We start from the raw sequence: 24,772 nt of genomic DNA on the forward strand, positions 1-24,772 counted from the left end.
TCGTCTGAAAACGGCAAATCCGGTTTTCAGACGACCTTTACATGATCCCTTATCGAATGTTCCGAAATTACGCTTTTCCAGCTCAAACAAGATTCATTTTTTAATGTGTTATTTTCTTTCTTAGCTTCTTTTTCAAGCAAAAAATCAGCGATATTGTTGACAATATTAGTCATATTTACATGAAAATTTGCGTCAGATTAAATTTTTACGCCGCCTCACTCTAAATTTCTAGTTTAACTACTTAGAATATAAATTCAACTTATATCAAAATAATAGAATTTTAAAAATAAATTTTTTATTTTATTGGCAATATATACCAAATAATAAAATTCTCAAAAAAATAATGTCAACAATTTTCGTAAAAACCGCTTGGCAGCCAAAAAAATTAGGTTTATATTTCTTTCCGTAAATTCATTATCTCTTTAATCCTATTCTCAAGGAGCACCAAATGACTGACCTGAATGCCTTGTTTGCCAATCTAAAACAACGCAACCCCAATCAAGAGCCGTTTCACCAAGCGGTTGAAGAAGTATTCATGAGTTTGGGTCCGTTTTTGTCGAAAAACCCGAAATACACCCAGCAAAATCTGCTTGAGCGCATCGTCGAACCCGAGCGCGTGCTTATGTTCCGCGTCACTTGGATGGACGACAAAGGACAAGTCCAAGTCAACCGCGGCTACCGCATTCAGATGAACTCCGCCATCGGCCCTTACAAAGGCGGCTTGCGTTTCCACCCGACCGTCGATTTGGGCGTATTGAAATTCCTCGCCTTTGAACAAGTGTTCAAAAACGCTCTGACTACCCTGCCTATGGGCGGCGGCAAAGGCGGCTCCGACTTCGATCCAAAAGGCAAATCCGACGCTGAAGTGATGCGTTTCTGCCAAGCCTTTATGAACGAACTCTACCGCCACATCGGTCCGAACACCGACGTACCCGCAGGCGACATCGGCGTAGGCGGTCGCGAAATCGGCTTCCTGTTCGGACAATACAAAAAAATCCGCAACGAATTTGCCTCCGTTCTGACCGGCAAAGGCCTCGAATGGGGTGGCAGCCTCATCCGTCCCGAAGCGACCGGCTACGGCACCGTATATTTCGTCCAATCCATGCTGCAAACGCGCGGCGATTCGATTGAAGGCAAACGCGTTCTGATTTCCGGCTCCGGCAACGTCGCACAATACGCCGCCGAAAAAGCCATCCAACTGGGCGCGAAAGTGCTGACCATTTCCGACTCCAACGGTTTCGTCCTCTTCCCCGACAGCGGCATGACCGAAGACCAACTCGCCGCGCTTATCGAGCTGAAAGAAGTCCGCCGCGAACGTGTTTCCACCTACGCCAAAGAACAAGGTTTGAAATACTTTGAAAACCAAAAACCGTGGGGCGTTGCCGCCGAAGTCGCCCTGCCCTGCGCGACCCAAAACGAATTGGACGAAGATGCTGCCAAAACCCTGCTGGCAAACGGCTGCTACGTCGTTGCCGAAGGTGCGAACATGCCTTCCACTTTGGGCGCGGTCGAGCAATTCATCAAAGCGGGCATCCTGTATGCACCGGGCAAAGCCTCCAACGCCGGCGGTGTGGCAACTTCAGGCTTAGAAATGAGCCAAAACGCCGTCCGCCTGTCTTGGAGCCGCGAAGAAGTCGACCAACGTCTGTTCGACATCATGCACAGCATCCACGAATCTTGCCTGAAATACGGCACTGAAAATGGCAAAACCAACTACGTCAACGGTGCGAACATCGCCGGTTTCGTCAAAGTCGCCGATGCGATGCTGGCGCAAGGCATCGTGTAAGTCTGATTCTCCTGACTTTAAAATGTGGAAAGGTCGTCTGAAAACCTTGAATCGGGGTTTTCAGACGACCTTTTTTATAGCCTGAGGGCAAATTTCTTGTTACAGTCTGTCCATTACCATTTATTAGGAGCCATTATGCTGAGCCGTTATGTTTTTTTATCTGCCTGCCTCCTCTCTTGCGCCACCTTCGCACAAACCTTATCCCAAACCCTGCCCAACGGTCTGAAAATCATCGTCAAAGAAGACCGCCGCGCGCCTGTCGCCGTTTCCCAGATTTGGTACAAAGTCGGCAGCGTGGATGAGAAACCGGGCAAAAGCGGATTGAGCCACGCCTTAGAACACATGATGTTTAAAGGGACACCTTCCGTACCATCGGGCGAATACAGCAGCCGCATCGCCCGTTTGGGTGGCAACGACAATGCCTACACCAACCGCAGCGAAACGGTATATTACGCCAATATCGCCTCTGCCAACTTGCCCGAAGTTCTCAAACTTGAAGCCGACCGGATGCACAACCTCAATTTCAGCGATAAAGAGTTCGCTACCGAAATGAACGTTATCCGAGAAGAACGCCGCCAGCGCACGGAAGACGATGCTGGCGGGAAAATGTGGGAACAAATCTATCTGAACAGCTTTACCCTGCCCTCCATGAAAGCCTCCATTATCGGCTATATGGAAGACCTGAACACCTTGCGCGCCGACGATTTGCGCGCTTGGTACAAACAATTCTACGCACCCAATAATGCCGTTTTGGTCATCGTCGGCGATGTCGATGCCAAACAGACCCTGCGCACGGCGGCAGGATTGTTCGGCAAAATACCGCGTAAATCTTTGCCTGAGCGGAACAATCTGAAAGCCGAACCCGTCAAACGCTCCCCTTCCTTTGCCCAAGCTTTCTCTCCCGTTACCCGTCAACCGTTGGCTGCCATCAGCTGGCGCGTTCCCGCCCTCTCCCGCCTTGACGACAAGCTGCCTTACGCCTTGGATGTCCTGACTGACGTTTTGGCGGGCAACACTTCCAGCCGTTTGGACAAAAACCTCGTGCGCGGCAAACAAAGTGCATTAAGCGCAAATGCCCATTACGACCTGCTCAGTCGAGAAATGCCGCTGTTCGGCGTATTTGGAATGCCTGCTGAAAACGTATCCGCCGAAACCCTGCTTACGCAGATGAAGTCCGAAATCAAAGACATCGCCGACAACGGCATCAGCAAAGAAGAGCTCGACCGCATCAAAGCACAGGCATTGGCGGGCGAAATCTACGCGCGTGACTCTATGGTTTCACAAGCTTCGCTGATGGGTCGTTTGGAAGCGCGCGGGTTCAAATATTCCGATGAAGCCGCAATCCGCCGCCGCATACAGGCCGTAACCGCCAAAGAAGTACAAAAAGCCGCACAAATGCTGACGGACGACCGTTCAAGTACCGTCATCATCATGCCGGAAACCGCCCCTCCTGCACCGGCAGACTATAAGGCATTGAAAAAGCCTGAAAAACAATGACAAACCGTTTTCAGACGACCTCTTGCTGTGCGATAATCCCAAACGATAATATCTTAACGTAACCGATAAGATAAAATTTACCGTGTTCCATTATCACCCTGACAAAACATTCTTCTTACACTGAGGTCGTCTGAAAATGAAATCCTCCTTTTCCTCCGTTTTCCGTACCGCGCTGACCGTCTCTTCCGTTCTAATCCTCAGCGCATGTCCAAGCAACACTTCCCCCGTCAACCCGCCGCGGCACAACACCCAAATCACCCCTCCCCCCAAACCACAGGCAGTCGTTGCTTTAGCACTCGGTGGCGGCGCATCCAAAGGGTTTGCCCATATCGGCATCATCAAAGTCCTCAAACAAAACGGCATCCCCGTCAAAATTGTTACCGGTACGTCGGCAGGCGCCATCGTCGGCAGCCTGTATGCCTCCGGCGCAAGTCCCGACCGTTTGGAATTGGAAGCCGAAATTCTCGGCTCAACCGATTTGGTCGATCTAACCCTATCCACCAGCGGCTTTATCAAAGGACAAAAACTGCAAGACTATATTAACCGTAAAGTCGGTAACCGCCCGATTCAAGACTTCCCGATTAAATTCGCCGCCGTCGCCACCGACTTCGAATCTTCCAAAGCCGTCGCCTTCAACCGTGGCAATGCCGGACAAGCAGTCCGCGCATCTGCCGCCATCCCCAACGTGTTCCAACCTGTCCTAATCGGCGGCCGCCGATACGTTGACGGTGGACTAACCCAGCCTGTACCCGTCAGCGCGGCAAAAAAACAGGGGGCAAACTTCATCATTGCTGTCGATATTTCCGATCGGCCGTCTAAAAACCTCAAACAAGGCTTTTTCTCCTACCTCGACCAATCCATCAACGTCATGTCGCAATCCGCCCTGCAACATGAATTGAGCCAAGCAAATGTCGTCATCCATCCCCAAGTCTTGGACTTAGGCGCGGTCGGCGGCTTCAGCCAAAAACAACGTGCCATTGCCGAGGGAGAACGTGCCGCGAAAGCCGCTATTCCTGAAATACGGCGCAAACTGGCTGCATACCGCTACTAAGCCTTTAGTGCTTTATGCAAATAAAAGGTCGTCTGAAAATATAAAACTATTTTCAGACGACCTTTGTTTAAATAGAGGGGGCATACTCGCTTTTTTCTTATGGGTACGATCTCTGTTTTAAACGGAAGCCATCAAGATAGAAGGGATACAAACATGACCCGTATTTAAAAAAGGTCGTCTGAAAACCGTATGGGCTTTTCAGACGACCTTTCGATATTGTGCCTTGATGCTTACAAGGTGCCGTAAGAGTGCAGGCCACTCAGGAACATGTTGACGCCGATGAAGGCGAAGGCGGTAACGAACAGTCCGATGACTGCCCACCATGCGAGAATTTTGCCGCGCCAGCCTGCGACGAGGCGCAGGTGCAGCCAGACGGCGTAGTTGAGCCAGACGATGAATGCCCATGTTTCTTTCGGATCCCAGCTCCAGTAGCGTCCCCATGCGTCGGCAGCCCACAGTGCGCCGAGTATGGTGGCGATGGTGAAGAACAGAAAGCCGACGGCGATGGCTTTATACATGACTTCTTCGATAACTTGCGAATGCGGCAGCCATGATTTTTTGCCGGCATTTTCGGTTCTCAATGCCCAAAGTTCGGCGATACCGAGCATGGCGGCGATACAGAATGAGCCGTAGCCGATAAAGTTGGCGGGGACGTGGATTTTCATCCACCATGATTGCAGGGCGGGAATCAGGGGTTGTATGGTGTGCGCTTCGCGGGAAAAGCTGTACCAAAGGACGAAGCCGACAACGATCGCCATGAAGCTGAAGACGAAGCCGCCGAGTTTTTGTACGGCGAAACGGGCTTCGTAGTAGAGGTACATCAGGGCGGTGATGACGAGGAAGAGGATGAAGACTTCGTAGAGGTTGGAAACGGGGATGTGTCCTGCGTCAGGGCGCAGGAGGTAGCTTTCGTGCCAGCGCACTAAAAGTCCGGTAAAGCCTGCGACGGCGGACACCCAAGCGAATACAGAACCCATACCGAGCAGGGTGTTGGTGCCGACGTTTTTGCGTTGTGCCAGCACGGCGCCGGCGATGTAGGCGAAGAGTGCGAAGAAGATGAAGGCGCATTGCCACATAATCGCGGACTGGCTGCTGAGGAAGTATTTGAGCAGGAAGCCGTCGGCGTGTTTGATTTCGCCATCGTAGAGCATGACTGCACCGTATGCGAGGACGGCACACAAAGGTACAAACCAGCGCATGGGTTTGAAAAACCAGCCTAAAAAGACGGTAATGCCCGCGCTTGCCCACAAAATCACCATTTCGTAGATGTCCATGGTGTGCTGGATGCGGGTTTGGGCGAAGAATGCGCCGGCTGCGGTCAAGAGGGCGAATATGCAGTCGACCGTATTCAGGGACTTGAGAAACGATTTGTGCGTCAGCAGCTCGTGTTCGGGTAGGGTTTTAGGGTTATGCGTCATGGTTCAAATCTTTCGCCAGTCGTTGCAGGCTTTGTGTATGTTGCGGAAACTCTTTTTGCAGGTCGCGTTCGTTACGGCTGGAGGACATGGCAAAGCGGATACGGTCGTCTGAAAACAAAACCCACGCGCGTTTCTCGCGGATGTAGAACATAAATATCGTGCCGAGAACCAGCAAAACAGAGCCTAAATAGACTAAAAATGCACCGGGCGAACGGGTCATTTGCAAGCCAGAAGAGCGGACTTCTTCAAAGCCGTCCAGTTGCAGGAGCATGGGTGCGGGATATTCGGTCAGACCGGTGTAGGCGTCCATGCTGTGCAGCAGGAAGCGGTTGCGCGCTTCGTCTTGAGGCCACTCGGTCAGCTTGTATTTTTGGATGGTTTCTTCCAATACGGCGTTCATAACGCCGAACAGCATTTCGTAAAAATATCCCTGCATTTTTTCCTGCTGCTCTTTGGGGATGTTTTTGGTGATAAATTCGTCCAACGCCAAATAGCCGCCTTTCGCAAAAATGCCCAAGGTGTTTTCGGCGGCAAGGGTAAATTGCTCGCGGATGTTTTCGGGCGCGTTCAAGGTCGCGTTGCGGATAACGGTTTTGCGTGCGGCTTCGTCTTTCAAGAGTTCGCGCATCGCCATGAAGGTATCGGGTTTGGAGGTTCTATCGGCAGGAATACGCAGCCAACGGTATTGTTGTTCCAGACCTGTGCGCGTGCCGGTAATGAAGAAATAATCCTGTTCTTGTTTAATAGGCAGCATGTAGTTTTTATATTCGACAGCCTGCCCCGCTTTGTCGCGGATTCGGTAAACAACGGATGGGCCGATGTTGGTGTATTTTTTGTTCTCTTGGGACACGGCGCGTACGTCGTTAATCGCAGATTGCAGGGTTTGCTCTTTTTCAGACGACTTGCCCATATCTTCTACGTTCATGGACGTGAATTGGTCAAACTCCAGCTTGTAGGAAGTATTGCCGATGTCGAGCGGGAATTCGCGCATAGACGTCGCTTTGAGCGTTACCGGCTCGCGGCTTGGGTTGCCCAAATTCCATGCTTTAAATTTCAAATCGGAGCCGCCGTCGGCAAAGCTCGCTTGATAGATGGTAATGCCGTGCAGCGTCAGCGGATGGTTGACGCGGATGGTGTGTTCGGATTTTTTGCCGCTTTCCTTGTCGGTAATTTCCAAATCGCTGGCAAAATCACGCGGCATACCGGTATTGTAAAAGTCGATGTGGAACTTCTTCAGCTTCACGTCAAACGGCAAATCCTGAACCAGCATCCCGTTGTCGGCGTTGAGGAAGACCACGTCCGCACTTTGCCCTTCGGTAATGTTTACATTGCCGCGGAACGACAGGTTTGACGTACCCAAGACGCTTTCAGGCTTGAAGTCTTTGGCATAGACGGAATGGTTGTCCGGCACGATTCGTCCGGTCAGCATGCCGATTTTCAGCAATAGGTTGCTGTCTATCAAGCCGCCCAAACAAATCACAATCAGCGCGGCATGGGCAAAAATATAGCCCCACTTGTTCATCGCCCCTTTTTTGGCGGCAACCAAAACCGATCCGTCTTCGCGCGTTACGGTTTTGCAGCTGAAACCTTGTACTTCGAGATAACGTTGGGCGATTTCAGACGACATCTTGCCTTCCAAAACGGTCGAATGACGCATCGCAGCCAATGATTTTTCTTTGGCGTTTTCACGGAATGATTTGATTTCACGAAGGAAAGGCGGAACATTACGAATCAGGCACAAGCTGGTCGATATCACCAAAAACATCATGATGACCACAAACCAGGCGGATGCATAGACATCGTACAAGCCTAAAAAGTTGAAAATTTGCGCCCAAAACGGACCAAATTTCACGACATAATTGACCTGCGGCTGGTTTTGCTGCAACACCGTCCCGATAACCGAAGCGACGCCCAAAAGACTGAGCAGGGCAACGGCAAAACGCATGGAGCTTAAAAAAGCGAACCAAGGTTTGTGGATAAGAGGGACGGATGAAGAGGATTTGCTCATAGCGGTTTGATTCTATAAGGAATACAAAGACTGTCAGGGTTCGGAAGAACCCAAACATTGGAAACGGCGCGGACAGGTAGATATGATGGGGTAAAAAGTCCAGAGCCGCCATTTGAAAAAACTTATTGCCTTAAGAGCGGCAGCTACCATCGCACAAGGTCGTCTGAAAACAACCAAGCCCAAAAGAGCAGGAGTTTTCAGACGACCTCTTATTCACGTTCGCCGCAAAAGCGGACAAACAGTAAAAATCCGGCAGAAATCAATGCAGGCCTTGGATAAAGTTGGCAACTGAATTCAACTCTTCTTCGGTCAAGCGTTTGGCGATGTCTTCCATAATCGCATTTTTGCGTTGTCCGGTTTTATACGCCTTCATTTGATCGACCACATAAGCCATATGTTGGCCGCCTAAGCGCGGATAAGCGACGATTTCAGTGCCGCCGCCCGGAATACCCGCGCCGCTAGGACCGTGGCAGGACATACATGCAGGGATTTTTTTATCCACCAAACCGCCGCGGTAGATTTTGCCGCCCAAAACAGGATCATTTTGTTTAGGGTTGGCTTCACCGGGTTTAGGTTGCTGTTTGGAATAGAATGAGGACACATTCAGGATGTCTTGTTCGGACAGGTTCATCACCATAGGTTTCATCACAGCGGCAGAGCCGTGTGTACGTTTGCCTTCTTTAATGTCCAAGGTTTGACGGTAGATATAGCCAGTATGTTGTGCGGCAAGCTTAGGATATGCAGCAATACCGCTGTTACCGTCTGCCGCATGACATGCCGCACAAATGGTAGTAGCCACTTCTTTGCCTTTTGCAATATCCGCTTTCGGGGCAGCGACAGCCGCACCGGCAGCCAAAACCAAGGCCGCTAAAGTCAATCGTTTCATGGAGTGCTCCTGATTACAGCATTGCATACCGCGACAATGCCTTTTTTATACTCAAAACGCCGGATAAATTTTACCCGATAAAAACCGATAATTCTATAAACGTGCTATTCTATACTAGATTTACATTAAATTACTACCATGTTTCGCAACATGGACACGGCAAATTCTGCCACTCCATCCTAGGAAACAAGGAAATACGGATGAACCTCTTTCAGAACGCCAAATTCTTCACCACCGTCAACCATCTCAAAGACCTGCCCGACACGCCCGCAGAAATCGCATTTGTCGGACGGAGTAACGCAGGCAAATCCAGTGCGATTAATACCCTGACCAATCATGTCCGGCTCGCCTATGTTTCCAAAACGCCGGGACGAACCCAACACATCAATTTCTTCGAATTGAGCAACGGCAGCTTCATGGTCGATTTGCCGGGCTACGGTTATGCGCAAGTCCCAGAAGCCATCCGTACGCATTGGGTAAAACTCTTGGGCGACTACCTCCAACAACGACGCCAGCTCATCGGCTTGGTGTTGATTATGGATGCGCGCCACCCGTTAAAAGAGCTGGATTTGCGGATGCTGGACTTTTTTCACATTACCGGCCGTCCCGTTCATATTTTGTTGTCGAAAGCCGACAAGCTGTCGAAAAACGATCAAATCAAAACTTTGGGCGCAGTCAAAAAATCGCTCAAACCCTATATGACCCGTCAGCGCATCAGCGTGCAACTGTTTTCCAGCCTTAAAAAGCAAGGTATAGAAGAAGTCAACCAAGTTGTCGGAGAATGGTTTGCTACGCATCGAGAAGAAATGGACAACTTAAATATTGAAAATCCGGAAAATTCCGAGTCATTGTAATCGGTCGTAGTATGCTCCGTATTGACGGGACGCAAATCCGTACTATTCCTGTTGTATTTAACACGAAAGTTCGTCTGAAAACGCTTGATAGTGATTCAGACGACCTTTATCACTTCCCTAGCCTATCACCTGCCCGATGCTTACCTTGTTGAGGAAGATAGCAAAGGCAAAGAGTGGCAACCCATTCATAAAAAGGTCGTCTGAAAAGTCTTTAGCCTTTCAGACGACCTTTTATCATATATTGATAATCCTATTGCGCCTTAGTTTCAGTTACAAAGCCGACTTTACTGATACCGGCTTCACGCGCGGCTTCGAGTGCCTTGTTGACGTATTCGTACTCGACTGCTTTATCAGCCGCAATCGCTATGATGGTATCCGCATTTTCCTGCTTCTCGATTTTCAAACGTGAAATCACCGTATCAATATCGACTTTAGTCGCAGAATCACCGCCAACATAGTAGCTGCCGTTGGCATCTATCGTCAGTCGCAGCGGATCTTTAGGCTGTTTCTCCTTCTGCTTTGCCGCTTTTTCCGAAGCGGTCGGCAATTCCAAAGGAATCGAGTGGGTCAATACAGGCATGGTGATCATGAAAACAATCAACAACACCAGCATCACATCGACCAAAGGCGTAACGTTGATGTCCGACATCGGCGCGTCATCGCCGGAATTCATTGAGCCGAATGCCATAATTTAGTCCTTTTGATTCAACAGGCGGACGTGCAGATCGTGTGCAAAAGCGTCCATATCTTGAGAGAGGGTTTTCTTACCGCGATTGAGGAAGTTGTACGCCAAAACAGCAGGAATGGCGACAAACAAACCGGCAGCAGTGGATACCAGCGCCTCACCAATCGGACCGGCAACGGCAGCAATACTCATTTGCCCACTTTGACCGATATTGATTAAAGCATGGTAAATTCCCCAAACCGTACCGAACAAGCCGATAAACGGAGCGGTTGCACCAATGGACGCTAAAGCAGTCATGCCATAGTCAAACTGGCGCATAGCTTGCTCCATGCTGTTTCGGATTTGAATGACGAGGTATTCATTCAAAGGCAGCTCAGTAGTAAGTGTTTTCGCATTGCTTTGACGATAGCTTTGGTAAGCACGCAAAGATTCGTCCGCTACACGGCTCATGGGTGAATCAATGCTCTTCACTTTCTGTACCGCCTCTGACAGCGTAAAAGCATTCAGCATTTGCGTTTTCACTTCAGCATTGGCACTTTTGGCTTTTTTCAGTTTGATAGTGCGCAGGATAATCAGACACCAAGTAACAATGCTCATCAACAGCATCAGTACGAATACACTGATCAGGACGAAATCGCCTGATTCAAACACTAATTTCAAATCCATAATTTTTCCAGATTAAAAATAAAATTAAAAATTTCTTTTTGTCAAAATACAGGTAATTCGCGTTCATTTACTGAAGTTGGAAATTAATTTTACCTCGGTATTCTGTCAAACGGTTTGTGGGGTATCGGCTGCCGGCGGCAGTCGCTGCCTTCCTTGCTGCATTATCTAAACGTTGGAATCCGCTACTTTTAGTTACGGTAACTTTTACAACCTTACCACCGGGTTGAACAAGAATAGATAAATGCACTATCCCTTCTTCTCCGTTTTCTAGAGAGAGAGGAGGATAAGCCGGAGTAGGGAGGAAACCTTTATCTACGATGGCAGGAGGACCACCGCTTCCACCTCCGCTTCCGGTGCCTCCGCCGCTACCGGTACCTGATCCATGTTCACCTTTGGCACCGCCACTGCCTGCTCCACTGCCTTCACCGCGTCCGCTGCCGGTACCTTTCGTACCGCCACCACTTCCTTTACCCTCACCGTGAAGGGCCTTACCTTCTCCACTGCCTTTTCCGTTTTCCGCAGTATTCGGACCGGTTTTAGTACCGGTGTATTCCGAAACTTGAGGCGCAGGTTTGGATTCTGTTTTAGGTTCAGGCTTAGGCTCTGGGCGTGGCTCCGGTTTAGGCTCAGGTTTGGGTTCAGGCTTAGGTTCGGGTTTCGGTTTTTCAACCGGCTTCGGCTTCTCTTTAGGCTGCTGGATATCAGCATCCTCTTTTTTCGTCACCACCGGCTTGATAATAGGCTTTGGAGGCTCAACCGGCTTAGGTTTCGGCCTTGGCTTTGGCTTTTCAGGCTCAGGCGTCTTTTCCGGAGCTGCCGGCGCACCTTCGCCTTCAGGACTACCGTCTCCGCCACCATCACCACCCAAATCTGCCAAATCGACAAACTCAATATTCATCATTTCCGGCACAGGCGGCTTGTGTGCTTGCCATAACAACGCGACCAAACCCGCGTGGATTAAAACCACCGAGATGACGACTGCTGGAGTTAAAATTCGTTCTTTATTCATAATCGACGCATGATAATAGCAACAATTTTTGTTTGCAACCTATTTTTACATTTGTTTTAAAAGTGAATATCCATCTGAGAATATTTCTTCAACTTAATATCATACGACATAATATTTTGATATTGCTATTCATTATCACAACAAAACAAAAGAAAAAGAGGACGCAATGCCTCATTTGGTTGCATTAGAATGCGGTTAACAGAAAAAGTTCAAAATTTATAATATAACGTACAGATAAAATAACAACAATGGAGTAACGCCCCGTCAAACAAATGGCACAAACATTATTGTTATAGGGTTTATTCAGATTTATTTCCAGCTCCATCAACAAGAAACTGACAAGAACAGAAGAACAAACCTATTTCGTTTACCTATTTATAGGTCGTCTGAAAATAAAACTTACCTATACAAGCATATTACGATTACAAAAATACGCCTGATAATTTCCACTACCACCTAACCTACAGACCCTATCAAAACTTTCGCATACTCTATTTGACGGGTTAAATCATGCTGTTTTGCCGTTCACTTTTTCTGCAATGATTTCAATTTTCGGTTCATACAACAAATCATAAGTCGGCTTATTAAGCAAATCTTGCAAAGTAAATCCGTCCAAATGTGCGAAGAAAGCCTTAATCGCTCCGCCCAAAATACCGGCGAGACGGCAGGATGGTGTAATCAGGCATTCGTTGTTTTCACCCATGCATTCGACAATCTGCATAGGCTCAAGATGGCGCACGACTGCGCCAACGTTGATTTTGTCGGGAGTGTCTGCCAGACGCAGTCCGCCTCCTTTCCCTCTTGTACTGGTTAGAAATCCGCCTTTGACAAGTGCGGTAACGACTTTCATCAGATGGCTTTTGGAAATATTATAGGCTTCGGCAATGGTTCCGATATTGACTAACGAATCGTCGTTTACGGCCGCATAAATCAATACCCGCAGACCATAATCCGTATGTTGCGTCAGATACATGGTTTTCTCTGTTCGAAATATATTATTTTTTTAGAACGGCGGCAGTGTATCCTGCGGAGAACTGTCGCCGTTATGTGTTTGACTTTATATATGATTAAGTTTCATAATATCCGAAACATTTAAATTAATCCAGTGCAGTTTGATAATTTATTATCATTATAATCAAATATTATGAAGCCGTTAAAACGCCATCCAGCACTTATCGAACTTTCCCGCGAACACCATCACGCCCTTTCTCTCTGTGTCCGCCTTCTGCGTACGCCTGCTGAAAGTCATCAGACAGAGTTGGAAGCCCATTTTATTGAATTAGAACCGCATTTTGCTGAAGAGGAGGTCATGTTTGCTCCATATTGGCAAAATATCCCCGCTGCGATGCGTGAGCGTTTCGAGGCGGAACACGCTAAATTGCGCGGTATGATGGCAAATCCTAAATATCTTAATGAAGAGTGGAATAAGGACTTTGCCGTTACTCTGCGCGACCATGCGCGCTTTGAAGAGCGCGAACTGTTTCCCGCAGTCGAGCCGTTCCTGCCGCCGCCTGAAGGAATCTGACAAGAAGGTCGTCTGAAAAGTCAAAAACGCGATGTTGGCTTTTTCAGACGACCCCTTCCTATCCATTCAAATTTAAAATAAACCATTCCAAAAAACAAACCAAGGAACTACCATGACCGCCTTTTTCAAACACCCTGTTTGGGCAATGGCATTCCGCCCGTTCTACTCGCTGGCGGCATTATACGGCGCACTGTCCATCCTGCTTTGGGGTTTCGGCTATACGGGTACGCCCGAGTTGCGCGGCTTTTACTGGCACGCCCATGAAATGATTTGGGGGTATGCCGGACTTGTCGTCATTGCCTTTCTGTTGACCGCCGTTGCCACTTGGACGGGGCAGCCGCCTACGCGCGGAGGCGTTTTGGTCGGATTAACCGCATTTTGGTTGGCGGCAAGGATTGCTGTTTTTATCCCAGGTTGGGGGGCAACCGCAAGCGGCATACTGGGTACGCTGTTTTTCTGGTATGGCGCAGTTTGCATGGCATTGCCCGTTATCCGGTCTAAGAACAAACGCAACTACGTCGCCGTGTTCGCCATCGTCGTACTAGGCTGCACGCATGCCGCATTCCACTTCCAACTGCATGCCGGAAACGCAGCCGCACTTCTCAGCGGGCTGCAGTCCGGTTTGATTATGGTCGCAGGCTTTATCGGTCTTATCGGTATGCGGATCATTTCCTTCTTTACCTCCAAACGCCTGAATGTTCCGCAAATCCCCAGCCCGGTATGGGTAGCGCACGCATCCCTTTGGTTGCCTATGTTGACCGCCATGCTGATGGCACACCAAGCCCTGCCTTGGCTCTCATCTGCTTTTGCCTTTGCAGCGGGTGTGATTTTTACCGTGCAGGTTTACCGCTGGTGGTATAAAGCCGTTTTGAAAGAACCGATGCTGTGGATTTTGTTCGCAGGCTATTTGTTCACAGGCTTGGGACTGATTGCTGTCGGGGCTTCTTACTTTCACGCCTCGTTCCTCAATCTCGGCGTACACCTTATCGGCGTCGGCGGTATTGGTGTCCTGACCTTGGGGATGATGGCGCGCACCGCGCTCGGGCATACCGGCAACTCTATCTACCCGCCGCCCAAATCCGTACCTATTGCTTTTTGGTTGATGATTGCTTCCACGTTTATCCGTATGGTCGCGATTTTTGTCGGCGGTACCGGTTATGTCCATAGTATCCGTACTTCCTCAGTCCTGTTTGCGCTGGCGCTGCTGCTTTACGCATGGAAATACATCCCTTGGCTCATCCGTCCGCGTGCGGATGGTAAACCGGGTTAATCGAATCAAGCATATCAAATGAAAGGTCGTCTGAAACCTGTTTCCAAGTTTTCAGACGACCTTTTGTTTTATCAATCAGACTCCCGTGTCCAATACATCTCGACAAACTGTATTCGATAGCAGCATAAAAATAAGCTTGGCCTGACGACTAATGCTGCGCCAATACTTATCACGAAGTTTAGCGTGGATCTTACCCGCGCAAAAGCCCCAGCTCAAAATTCAATGAATAACTAAAAGAGCCATGCAAAAGAAAAAGGAAAGGTCGTCTGAAAACCTGTTTCCAAGTTTTCAGACGACCTCTTGGTCTTCATACGCTTACACGAACCAATCAGAAAAACAGCTCGCGCCAGCTGATACGTTGCAGACCGCAGATACGGCCTTTCACTTCAAGCGACCCTTTATCCTTCTTATTCAACAATAAACTACGGTGATCATCTTCTTTACCGGAGAAGCATTTATTGTTAGGCGTACCAGAACCATAACCCAGCTCTTTATCCGTACCTGTACCACCGCTGTCACCATCGGCGGTAACGGGATCGTCTGTACGCTTGTTCGGATCGATAAAGGTGAAGCTGGCAATAATACCTTCTAGAGTCAAACCGTTGGCGTATTGTGTACCGAAACCACTCAATTCACGCTTAAATATATCAGGTGTAAAACGTGCGCTACGGTTATTGAGTGCGCCGCCGTTATCAGCATTGATACCGAGGAAGGTTGTACTGGTTTCGGTTGACTTATTGTTGCTGACAGGCAGACACAAGTCTTTTTCTGATTCCTCTTTGCCGATTGTCTTACCGCCATCGGAAGTGTACTTGCGTATTGTAACGATGGCAGTACGCAGAATCATGGTCGGCTTAATGCTGACACGCTCGCCAGAACCTAGATTGATGAACCAGCCCTTATGGGCGTCTTCAATTTTTTTGTTACTCAGATACAATGCTTTGCCGGTTTTCGGCTGATCATTTTCATCTTTGTATGACTGCTCTACCTCAGTAATCGTTTGCTCGCGCAGGTTTTGCTCGGTAACATCCTGATTTGTCTTGTCTTCGAATAGATCTTTCGGCGCTTTATCCAGTTTTTGCAAAATACCGTAAATCGATTGTGTTTCAGTATTGCTCAAATCACTTTGGTAGATTTCGCTACCTGTACCGAAAATCACGACGTATTCCTTAGCTCCTTTTCGTGATACGGCAGGAGCCGAGGTAATCGGCTTGCTTGACGAACCTGAGAAGATTTTGACCGCAGTCCAATTTTTCGGCGTTTCACCGCGCAGGTCGAAGCGGTACATATTACCCCCTCTGTCGCCTGCAAAGGCAAAATCGACAACTCCGTCAAAATCGGTATCAAGCAGTGTCGGTGTGGACAGACCGCCTACACCGCCCGGCACGATAATTTTCGCCAATTCCTTACCTGCTTTACCTTCTTCACCCGCAGGCTGACCGCGCTTCTCACCTATACCAACTTCTTTACCGAGCATTTCGTAAACATATAACGCAGTTTCATTGGCTTCTGCATCTTTTGCTTCAGCTGCGTAGCCACTGGCGAGGAATCCCGCATAGCGGATGTTTTCCTCCAGTTTGGCACTACCATCAGTTTCACGTTTGATGGAAACACGACCGATTTGCGGTGTACCGATGGTATAACCTAATTTGTTAGCCTCTCCTTTTGGAGTTTCAAACAAAGGAACTGTTTTATTCCATTCGGTAGTGTCAACATCCAAACCTGTTTTTGCGGTTTTGTTAGTACTGCCAAGATTGAGCGCATATGCGCCTCGTCCGCCTTGTCCCATCGCACCAAACATAAATACGCGCTGCGATAAGGAGCTGTCTTGTTCGGCAACAGGAGTCTGACGCAGGGTAAAGCCACCGTTTACGCCATATTTATGGTTTTCGATGGATTTTCCGTAATCTGCGTGAGCAATATCTTTCAGCGACTTGGCAAGTGTAATAGGCTGATTCGCAGCATCCTTTTCCTGCTCCATGCCGGCAGGCAGATAGCTGACTTTCAAATCATAAGGATGGTCTCCTGCCGTGCTTTGAAAAATATGCACCATACCGTCGTTGGCTGCGGCAACTAAATATTCGCGGCGACCATGCTCCTGATTACCGACCGAAGCAACAGAACCATCCAAAATATCGCCCAAATCACGCTCTCCGGATTTACGGTCACGGTAGGGGCTGTATGCACTGTCATTACTACCGACCCTAGCTGTCCAATTAAGCAGTTTTTTCCATTCGTCATCGCTACTGCCTTCAATGCCAAAATAGGCATTGTTGATATACTCAGGAGGATTATTAATAATGTTTTCGAGAGCATAGGTATTCGAACCAGTATTAATCAGCGTTTTACGATTACCGAAAGAAGGTTTAGGGCCATTATCGGTATCGGTATCGGTACCGACCCTTCTGCCTTTTGCATTCAGTTTATTGAATAGAATCTGACTACTCCATGAACCTGTATTCAGCTTGATGGTTGCTGCCAGATCAGGAATACCACTACTGGAAGTTGCAGGAGCAGTACCACCTTCACCTTCAAATGGTGGGCTTTCACTATCAGTCGAAATCAGACTGATGATTTTATTGAATGCATTTTCCAAATCTTCAGGCTTATCTGCATTAAAATACCAATCATCTTGGCTAGCTCCACGTGTCAGAAATGCCTTACCTGCATCAGAAATACCTTGGCCAAAACCTACAGTAAAAGTTTGCACAAGCTGTTTACTGTAATCAACCCCTTTTGGATCTTTGGATGGATCTCCATCCCAACTTACACCTGCTGCATCTTTGCCATTACCGTCGGCAGCCGTTTTTATATCTTTCCAAGAAAGTGTACGGCTGAAAAACTCAATACCTCCAACTTTACCGTTATATCCATCGGCACTATCCCAATAAGGCATATTGTCAACCCCGCCAGCTTTCGAACACAATCCACTCAATGTCGTCTGACTCAAACCTGCGAGCGCAGATGGACCAAAATATTTGTAAGCCGCTTCATTTTTAGGTAGGAAAGGACGGTATGGTGAAGGGTAAATTGAGTAGTACCCCTTAGGATTATCATAGTCAAAGTTATAGCTGAACCCCTTAGAATGGAAATTACAGCCGAAGTTGGCATCGCCATCAGACATCATCACCACATATGATTTTTGACAGCGATACTTAATATTTGGCATAACTGTCTGCGTAACAACTTCATAATAACGGCTTGTGGCAGGCGTTAGGCCTGTTGGCTTCATTTTGTTAACTTTATCTATCATTTTTTGCCAAGAAGCCTTTTCCGGATCGAAGGTTTCCTCCGGAGTCGTATCAGAACTGCCACCGTTATATAAAGTCTGCAATCCCCAATTAAACTTGTCTTTGTGGTTCTCCAATATTCCGTTAAGTGCGTTCTTTGTTACCTGCATACGTGTTGGACCAGGTGTATATTCGCCAGTAACCGCATTACGGTTCATACTCTGCGAATCATCAATAAAAAACATAATGTTATGTTTGACTTTCGGCTGCTCTGTAATTTGGCTTTCGTTTTGCAGGTAAAGCGGGGTTTTGGCAAACTGTGCTTGCGCTTGCGATGCTGCACCCATCAGGGCGAGCGCGGAGGCGATGCTGTAAATCATTGGACGGATGGAGCCGGGGCAACGTGAAGATTTGTTTTTCATAATGCGTTCTTTTTTCATAAAATCGTCGGCTGACGGATGATGACGTTGTTTTTATTTTCTCGGAATGCGATTCTAACATTTACGATGTCATTTATGTGGGGTTCGGGCTGTTTTTTTTATCTGATGCGGCGAACAATGGCGAAAATGAAACAGACTTCATGATTGTAAAGGGAAAATCCGTTGCCAAACCACAGCTTGAACGATATGGCTTTTTGACGTAGAATGCATTGCTTCTACGGCATAGGCAGCTATGCCTGAAAAAGCACGTTACGCAGCAAAATCAAGGCTGCGGGGCGTGTTTTTTTTTAGCCGATATTTTCTCAGGCGGTCTTTTTTGTAAACAATTTTCAGACGACCCCTGTCCGTTTCTGCAAACCGACCATCATCAGGCAAACAGGATTCATCATGACCACTCCGGCTCTTCTCGTTCTCGCTGACGGCAGCGTATTTCACGGCACATCAATCGGTTACGAAGGTTCGACTTCCGGCGAAGTCGTGTTCAACACTTCCATGACCGGCTATCAGGAAATCCTGACCGACCCGTCCTACTGCAAACAAATCGTTACCCTCACCTACCCCCACATCGGCAATACCGGCACCAACGCCGAAGATGAAGAAAGCGGCAGCGTTTATGCCGCAGGCTTGATTATCCGCGACCTGCCGCTGCTGCACAGCAACTTCCGCGCCTCCGAAAGCCTGCACGACTATCTGGTGCGCAACAAAACCGTCGCCATCGCCGACATCGACACCCGCCGCCTGACCACGCTGCTGCGCGAAAAAGGCGCACAAGGAGGCGCAATTCTGACCGGCGCGGACGCTACGGTTGAAAAAGCGCAAGAACTCATCGCCGCGTTCGGCAGCATGGTCGGCAAAGATTTGGCGAAAGAAGTTTCCTGCAAAGAAGCCTACGAATGGACCGAAGGCGAATGGGCGCTGGGCAAAGGTTTCGTTACCCCTGCCGAACAGCCGTTCCACGTCGTCGCCTACGATTTCGGCGTGAAAACCAACATCTTGCGTATGCTCGCCTCTCGCGGCTGCCGACTGACCGTCGTCCCCGCCCAAACCAGCGCGGAAGAGGTATTGGCGCTCAATCCCGACGGCGTGTTCCTCTCCAACGGCCCCGGCGACCCCGAGCCTTGTACCTACGCCATCGAAGCCGTGCAAAAACTGATGGCAAGCGGCAAACCCATCTTCGGCATCTGCTTAGGACACCAGCTCATCAGCCTCGCCATTGGCGCGAAAACCCTAAAAATGCACTTCAGCCATCACGGTGCCAACCACCCTGTACAAGATTTAGACAGCGGCAAAGTCGTCATCACCAGCCAAAACCACGGTTTCGCCGTCGATGCCGACACTCTGCCCACCAACGCACGCATTACCCACAAATCCCTGTTCGACAACACCTTGCAAGGCATCGAACTGACAGACAAACCTGTATTCTGCTTCCAAGGCCACCCCGAAGCCAGCCCGGGCCCGCAAGACGTCGGCTATCTATTCGACAAATTCATTGACAATATCAAAGCAGCAAAACAATAAAGCTGATTTTTTCAGACGGCCACACTCAACTCGACAACAGGCCGTCTGAAAACCAAACTTCAAAAATATAAATTCAGCCCCCTCTCAACATCTGTACAGCCTGAAAACCCAATCGTCTAATCAGAAAGGAAAACCAATGACTGAAAAACAAATGCACATTCTTTCCGTCACCGCCACCCTGGCCGGCGTCGGTATGTACGTTTCTTATATCCCGCAAATCCAAAACAACCTTGCCGGCAACCCCGGCTCGCCGTTGCAACCCCTCGTCGCCGCCATCAACTGCACATTATGGTTTGCCTACGGCTTTTTGAAAGAAAAACGCGACTACCCCATCATACTGGCAAACGCCCCAGGCATTATTTTGGGTTTGATTACATTTATCACTAGTTTTTAAGGAAGTTTTCAGACGGCCTGTGCAAATCAACATCTGTACAGCCTGAAAACCCAATCGTCTAATCAGAAAGGAAAACCAATGACTGAAAAACAAATGCACATTCTTTCCGTCACCGCCACCCTGGCCGGCGTCGGTATGTACGTTTCTTATATCCCGCAAATCCAAAACAACCTTGCCGGCAACCCCGGCTCGCCGTTGCAACCCCTCGTCGCCGCCATCAACTGCACATTATGGTTTGCCTACGGCTTTTTGAAAGAAAAACGCGACTACCCCATCATACTGGCAAACGCCCCAGGCATTATTTTGGGTTTGATTACATTTATCACTAGTTTTTAAGGAAGTTTTCAGACGGCCTGTGCAAAATAAAAACGCAAACGGTCGTCTGAAAAAAGATTGTCTTGCCGCAACATTTAATTCAATCAGCAACCCCATCCCCTCTCCCGTGGGAGAGGGCTAGGGAGAGGACAGCAAGCCGCAAGGCTTGCACAAACAGCAACCCGACAACAAAAATGAACCCGCCCGAAAAACTATTGACCGCCGACAACCCCGCCCTGAATCAACGCGCCAAAGCCATGCGTCAAGAAATGAGCGAGGCGGAAGCAAAATTATGGCAACACCTGCGGGCAGGCCGTCTGAACGGCTATAAATTCCGCCGCCAGCAGCCGATGGGAAATTATATTGTTGATTTCATGTGCGTAACGCCCAAGCTGATTATCGAAGCAGACGGCGGGCAGCACACAGAACAAGCCGCATACGACCACGCGCGGACAGCATATCTCAACAGCCTGGGCTTTACCGTGCTGCGTTTTTGGAATCACGAAATTTTGCAGCAAACAAACGATGTACTGGCGGAAATCCTGCGCGTGTTGCAGGAATTGGAAAAGCAGCCTGCACGGTAGCAGATGGCTGATTTTGATTGGATTTTTGAAAATAATAGGGTGTAAGCCGACTGAATTGAGCATTTATAAAGGTCGTCTGAAAAACAAAAAGCAACCTACACAACCTATTTTCCTTGCAGAACCCTTAATCGCAACAACCGCCCATCCTCTCTCCCGTGGGAGAGAGTTAGAGAGAGGGCAACAAGCCGCAAGGCTTGTTATTTTGGCGGTTAGAGTGTTGGGAAAGATTGCTGCAATTCGGAGAATGCCCTCTCCCCAACCCTCCCCCACAGGGGAGGGAGCAGGTTGCAGCAGATTTTGCGGTTGCAGGCGGTTTGAAAAGCAACTTGGATTTACAACCGTTGATTGCAGGTCGTCTGAAAAACAAAAAACAACCTGCAAAACCTGTCTTCCTTACAGAAGCCTTAATTCCAACAGCCACCCCATCCTCTCTCCCGTGGGAGAGAGCTAGAGAGAGGGCAACAAGCCGCAAGGTTTGTATTTGGGCGGTTAGGGTGTTGGGAAAGGTTGCCGAAATTCGGGGAATGCCCTCTCCCCAACCCTCCCCCATAGGGGAGGGAGCAGGTTGCAGCGGATTTTGCGGTTGCAAGCGATTTGAAAGGCAACTTAGATTTGCAGCTGTTGATTGCAGGTCGTCTGAAAAGCAAAAAGCAGCCTGCACAACCTGTTTTCCTTGCAGAACCCTTCATCCCAGCAGCTACCCCGTCCTCTCTCCTCGTGGGAGAGAGTTAGAGAGAGGGCAACAAGCCGCAAGGCTTGTATTTTGAGTGGTTGGAGTGTTGGGAAAGATTGCCGAAATTCGGAGAATGCCCTCTCCCCAGCCCTCCCCCACGGGGGAGGGAGCAGATTGCAGCAGGTTTCACGGGTGTAGGCGATTTGAAAAGCAACTTGGGTTTGCAGCCGTTGATTGCAGGTCGTCTGAAAAGTAAAAAGCAGCCTACACAACCTATTTTCCTTGCAGAACCCTTAATTCCAACAGCCGCCCCGTCCTCTCTCCCGTGGGAGAGAGTTAGAGAGAGGACAACAAGCCGCAAGGCTTGTGTTTGGGAGACTAGGGTGTTGGGGAAGGTTGCCGAAATTCGGAGAATGCCCTCTCCCCAGCCCTCCCCATGGGGGAGGGAGTAGATTGCAACAGGTTTTACGGTTGCAGGCGGTTTGAAAAGCAGATTGGATAAGCAGCCGTTGATTGCAGGCTGTCTGAAAAACAAGAAGCAGTCTGCACAACCTATTTTCCTTGCAGAACCCTTAACCCGAACAGCCACCCCGTCCTCTCTCCCTGTGGGAGAGAGTTAGAGAGAGGGCAACAAGCCGCAAGGCTTGTATTTCGGTGGTTGAGTTGTTGGGAAAGGTTGCCGAAATTCGGAGAATGCCCTCTCCCCAGCCCTCCCCCACGGGGGAGGGAGCAGGTTGCAGCAGATTTTGCGAATTTTGGCGATTTGAAAGGCAACTTAGGTTTGCAGCCGTTGATTGCAGGTCGCCTGAAAAACAAAAAGCAGCCTGCACAACCTGTTTCCTTGCAGAACCCTTAACCCGAACAGCCACCCCGTCCTCTCTCCCGTGGGAGAGAGTTAGAGAGAGGGCAACAAGCCGCAAGGCTTGCATTTGGACGGTTAGGGTGTTGGGAAAGATTGCCGAAATTCGGAGAATGCCCTCTCCCCAGCCCTCCCCCACGGGGGAGGGAGCGGATTGCAGCAGGTTTTACGGTTGCAGGCGATTTGAAAAGCAACTTGGATTTACAACCGTTGATACAGGTCGTCTGAAAAGCAAAAGCAGCCTGCACAACCTATTTTCCTTGCAGAACCCTTAATCCCAACAGCCACCCCATCCTCTCTCCCTGTGGGAGAGAGTTAGAGAGAGGGCAACAAGCCGCAAGGCTTGTATTTGGGCGGTGAAGGTATTAGGAAAGATTGCTGCAATTTGGAGAATGCCTTCTCCCCAGCCCTCTCCCACGGGAGAGGGAGCAGGTTGCTGCGGATTTTGCGGTTGCAGGTGGTTTGAAAAGCAACTTGGGTTTGCAGACGTTGATGCAGGCCGTCCGAAAAATAAAAAGCAGCCTGCACAACCTATTTTCTTTGTAGAACCCTTAATCCCAACAGCCACCCCGTCCTCTCTCCCGTGGGAGAGAGCTAGAGAGAGGGCAACAAGCCGCAAGGCTTGTATTTTAGGTGGTTAGGGTGTTGGGAAAGATTGCTGCAATTTGGAGAATGCCCTCTCCCCAGCCCTCCCCCACGGGGGAGGGAGCAGGTTGCAGCAGGTTTTGCGGTTGTAGGCAGTTTGAGAAGCAGCTTGGGTTTACAGCCATTGATTTCAGGTCGTCTGAAAAGTAACCTGCACAACCTGATTAGTTTACAGAACCCTTAATTCCAACAGCCGCCCCGTCCTCTCTCCCGTGGGAGAGAGTTAGAGAGAGGGTAACAAGCCGCAAGGCTTGTATTTGGGCGGTGAAGGTATTGGGAAAGATTGCCGCAATTTGGAGAATGCCCTCTCCCCAACCCTCCCCCACGGGGGAGGGGGCGGGTTGCAGTAGATTCAAGCATTAAAGGTCGTCTGAAAAAGAATGCCCGAAACATCAACGGCAGGAATTTTTCAGGCAGCCTTTATCGCAAAGCAGATGGAACAAACGCCACAAGCGTTTTTTCAGACGACCTTTGAACCCGTCGGTAGGGTGTGTGCCGCAAGGCACGCACGCGGTGGGCTGGGTTGCAGGGAAAATGGAGAACCAATTTCAGACACCCCAAAGGTAGGTTGGGTTGCCAAACCCAACGTTTTTAGATGATTAAGCGGTTTGTGTTGGGTTTTCAATCCAACCTACGCTTGCTAAATAGAAAGGAAAGTGATATGTCAGATAACAATCCAGTATGGTGGGAAAAAACTGTCGAGTATCAATTTGTAATAAATAATCATCGTGAATTTCAATTTGTTGCCCCCCTTGATGGCAATCATGAGAAACAAACCTCTGATACCATTTTAGGTCAAGATAATAAATTTATTTTGATAGAATTTAAACGTGACGGTAATTCACAAACAGCAGAGTTTAATAAATTTAAGAAGGTGGCAAATGAAAAAAGTAATACAGAAATTTTAAAAGAAATAAAAAGTATTAAAAATCATCAATGCCATTTTCTCGTATATGCACAATTAGATGAAGAAAAAAATAGGTTAGAATTGTTTCACGAAGAATACTTATCATATTTAGGGAAAAATGGCAATTCTCTTACAGATGATGAAATGATTAACAATGGCAATTCTCTTACAGATGATGAAATGATTAACAATGGCAATTCTCTTACATATGATGAAATGATTAACAAAGGAATTTCATTAAAAGAATTTCATGAGTATTTAGAAAAAATTGGACAATTAAGAGTAGAAAATACCGATAATGATACAAATACTAGTACCAGTAGTGGGGGCAAAACACCTGAAAAAATAACTGCCGAATTTTCTAATGTTTTAATTTTGGATAATGAAGGCAGCTGTTACACATTTAATGACTTTCAAAATCTGAGTCTACAATTACAACAACAATTAAATCAAGAATTACAATCTGAAATACAACCACAAAAAAAATTAGTAGAATCAGAAAATCCTAGTAATAAATATAGTAGCAACAAGAAGATAAAGATGTAAACTTTA

Annotated in this window: 19 protein-coding genes; 11 read left to right on the forward strand and 8 right to left on the reverse strand. The window is 48.4% G+C overall.

What is annotated here, in order from left to right:
• Positions 1-448: 448 nt before the first annotated feature.
• The 3 genes from gdhA to DBY90_RS01505 all read left to right on the forward strand — a co-directional run bounded on the left by gdhA (position 449) and on the right by DBY90_RS01505 (position 4,334).
• Positions 449-1,786, forward strand: a complete 1,338-nt coding sequence (gene gdhA / locus DBY90_RS01495; RefSeq protein ID WP_070491624.1) for an NADP-specific glutamate dehydrogenase — start codon at positions 449-451, stop codon at positions 1,784-1,786.
• A gap of 135 nt (positions 1,787-1,921) precedes the next feature.
• Complete coding sequence (locus DBY90_RS01500; protein WP_070491622.1) at positions 1,922-3,283, forward strand: M16 family metallopeptidase; 1,362 nt, start codon at positions 1,922-1,924, stop codon at positions 3,281-3,283.
• A gap of 136 nt (positions 3,284-3,419) precedes the next feature.
• A complete protein-coding gene (locus DBY90_RS01505; protein ID WP_070491620.1) occupies positions 3,420-4,334 on the forward strand; it encodes a patatin-like phospholipase family protein in 915 nt (304 codons plus the stop codon).
• Positions 4,335-4,564: 230 nt separating this feature from the next.
• On the opposite strand, the gene ccsB is transcribed toward DBY90_RS01505, so the two are convergent.
• The 3 genes from ccsB to DBY90_RS01520 all read right to left on the reverse strand — a co-directional run bounded on the left by ccsB (position 4,565) and on the right by DBY90_RS01520 (position 8,646).
• The gene (gene ccsB, locus DBY90_RS01510; RefSeq protein ID WP_070491618.1) at positions 4,565-5,752 is read right to left on the reverse strand and encodes a c-type cytochrome biogenesis protein CcsB; all 1,188 of its coding nucleotides are present in this window, start codon (positions 5,750-5,752) and stop codon (positions 4,565-4,567) included.
• Entirely contained in the window at positions 5,742-7,697 is a 1,956-nt protein-coding gene (locus tag DBY90_RS01515; protein ID WP_070491628.1) for a cytochrome c biogenesis protein ResB, read from the reverse strand. Before DBY90_RS01515 ends, ccsB begins: the two co-directional genes overlap by 11 nt.
• A 322-nt stretch (positions 7,698-8,019) precedes the next feature.
• A complete protein-coding gene (locus DBY90_RS01520) occupies positions 8,020-8,646 on the reverse strand; it encodes a c-type cytochrome (RefSeq protein ID WP_049228481.1) in 627 nt (208 codons plus the stop codon).
• Positions 8,647-8,846: 200 nt separating this feature from the next.
• Here DBY90_RS01520 and yihA point away from each other — a divergent pair, with 200 nt between their 5' ends.
• Complete coding sequence (gene yihA, locus DBY90_RS01525; protein ID WP_049228480.1) at positions 8,847-9,500, forward strand: ribosome biogenesis GTP-binding protein YihA/YsxC; 654 nt, start codon at positions 8,847-8,849, stop codon at positions 9,498-9,500.
• Positions 9,501-9,750: 250 nt separating this feature from the next.
• Here the strand turns inward: yihA and DBY90_RS01530 are convergent, their stop codons facing one another.
• The 4 genes from DBY90_RS01530 to DBY90_RS01545 all read right to left on the reverse strand — a co-directional run bounded on the left by DBY90_RS01530 (position 9,751) and on the right by DBY90_RS01545 (position 12,833).
• Positions 9,751-10,188 carry an ExbD/TolR family protein gene (locus tag DBY90_RS01530; protein ID WP_049228479.1) on the reverse strand — a complete coding sequence of 146 codons (438 nt, stop codon included), beginning with the start codon at positions 10,186-10,188 and terminating at the stop codon, positions 9,751-9,753.
• Between the two features lie 3 nt (positions 10,189-10,191).
• On the reverse strand, positions 10,192-10,851 hold the full coding sequence (locus tag DBY90_RS01535; RefSeq protein WP_003744404.1) for a MotA/TolQ/ExbB proton channel family protein: 660 nt from the start codon (positions 10,849-10,851) through the stop codon (positions 10,192-10,194).
• A gap of 67 nt (positions 10,852-10,918) precedes the next feature.
• The gene (locus DBY90_RS01540; protein ID WP_049228478.1) at positions 10,919-11,860 is read right to left on the reverse strand and encodes a TonB family protein; all 942 of its coding nucleotides are present in this window, start codon (positions 11,858-11,860) and stop codon (positions 10,919-10,921) included.
• Between the two features lie 508 nt (positions 11,861-12,368).
• Positions 12,369-12,833, reverse strand: a complete 465-nt coding sequence (locus DBY90_RS01545; protein WP_003744407.1) for an RrF2 family transcriptional regulator — start codon at positions 12,831-12,833, stop codon at positions 12,369-12,371.
• A 171-nt stretch (positions 12,834-13,004) separates the two neighbouring features.
• Between DBY90_RS01545 and DBY90_RS01550 the strand changes: the two genes are divergently transcribed.
• Positions 13,005-13,385 (forward strand): hemerythrin domain-containing protein, encoded by a 381-nt coding sequence (locus DBY90_RS01550; protein ID WP_070491613.1) that lies wholly within the window; start codon positions 13,005-13,007, stop codon positions 13,383-13,385.
• Between the two features lie 112 nt (positions 13,386-13,497).
• Complete coding sequence (locus DBY90_RS01555) at positions 13,498-14,655, forward strand: NnrS family protein (RefSeq protein ID WP_070491610.1); 1,158 nt, start codon at positions 13,498-13,500, stop codon at positions 14,653-14,655.
• Between the two features lie 328 nt (positions 14,656-14,983).
• On the opposite strand, the gene pilC is transcribed toward DBY90_RS01555, so the two are convergent.
• A complete protein-coding gene (pilC, locus tag DBY90_RS01560; RefSeq protein ID WP_107986424.1) occupies positions 14,984-18,325 on the reverse strand; it encodes a PilC family type IV pilus tip adhesin in 3,342 nt (1,113 codons plus the stop codon).
• Positions 18,326-18,712: 387 nt separating this feature from the next.
• Between pilC and carA the strand changes: the two genes are divergently transcribed.
• The 5 genes from carA to DBY90_RS01625 all read left to right on the forward strand — a co-directional run bounded on the left by carA (position 18,713) and on the right by DBY90_RS01625 (position 24,766).
• Positions 18,713-19,843, forward strand: coding sequence for a glutamine-hydrolyzing carbamoyl-phosphate synthase small subunit (gene carA, locus DBY90_RS01565; protein ID WP_107986426.1), 1,131 nt, complete (start codon positions 18,713-18,715; stop codon positions 19,841-19,843).
• 136 nt (positions 19,844-19,979) lie between these two features.
• Positions 19,980-20,237 carry a SemiSWEET family transporter gene (locus DBY90_RS01570; RefSeq protein ID WP_049225703.1) on the forward strand — a complete coding sequence of 86 codons (258 nt, stop codon included), beginning with the start codon at positions 19,980-19,982 and terminating at the stop codon, positions 20,235-20,237.
• A gap of 78 nt (positions 20,238-20,315) precedes the next feature.
• Complete coding sequence (locus tag DBY90_RS01575) at positions 20,316-20,573, forward strand: SemiSWEET family transporter (RefSeq protein WP_049225703.1); 258 nt, start codon at positions 20,316-20,318, stop codon at positions 20,571-20,573.
• Positions 20,574-20,746: 173 nt separating this feature from the next.
• Positions 20,747-21,136: an endonuclease domain-containing protein gene (locus DBY90_RS01580; protein ID WP_107986428.1), complete on the forward strand. Its 390-nt coding sequence runs from the start codon at positions 20,747-20,749 to the stop codon at positions 21,134-21,136.
• A gap of 2,838 nt (positions 21,137-23,974) precedes the next feature.
• Positions 23,975-24,766, forward strand: a complete 792-nt coding sequence (locus tag DBY90_RS01625; RefSeq protein ID WP_185952177.1) for a hypothetical protein — start codon at positions 23,975-23,977, stop codon at positions 24,764-24,766.
• Positions 24,767-24,772 lie beyond the last annotated feature (6 nt).

Source organism: Neisseria mucosa, from assembly GCF_003044445.1.
GTDB classification, from domain to species: domain Bacteria; phylum Pseudomonadota; class Gammaproteobacteria; order Burkholderiales; family Neisseriaceae; genus Neisseria; species Neisseria mucosa_A.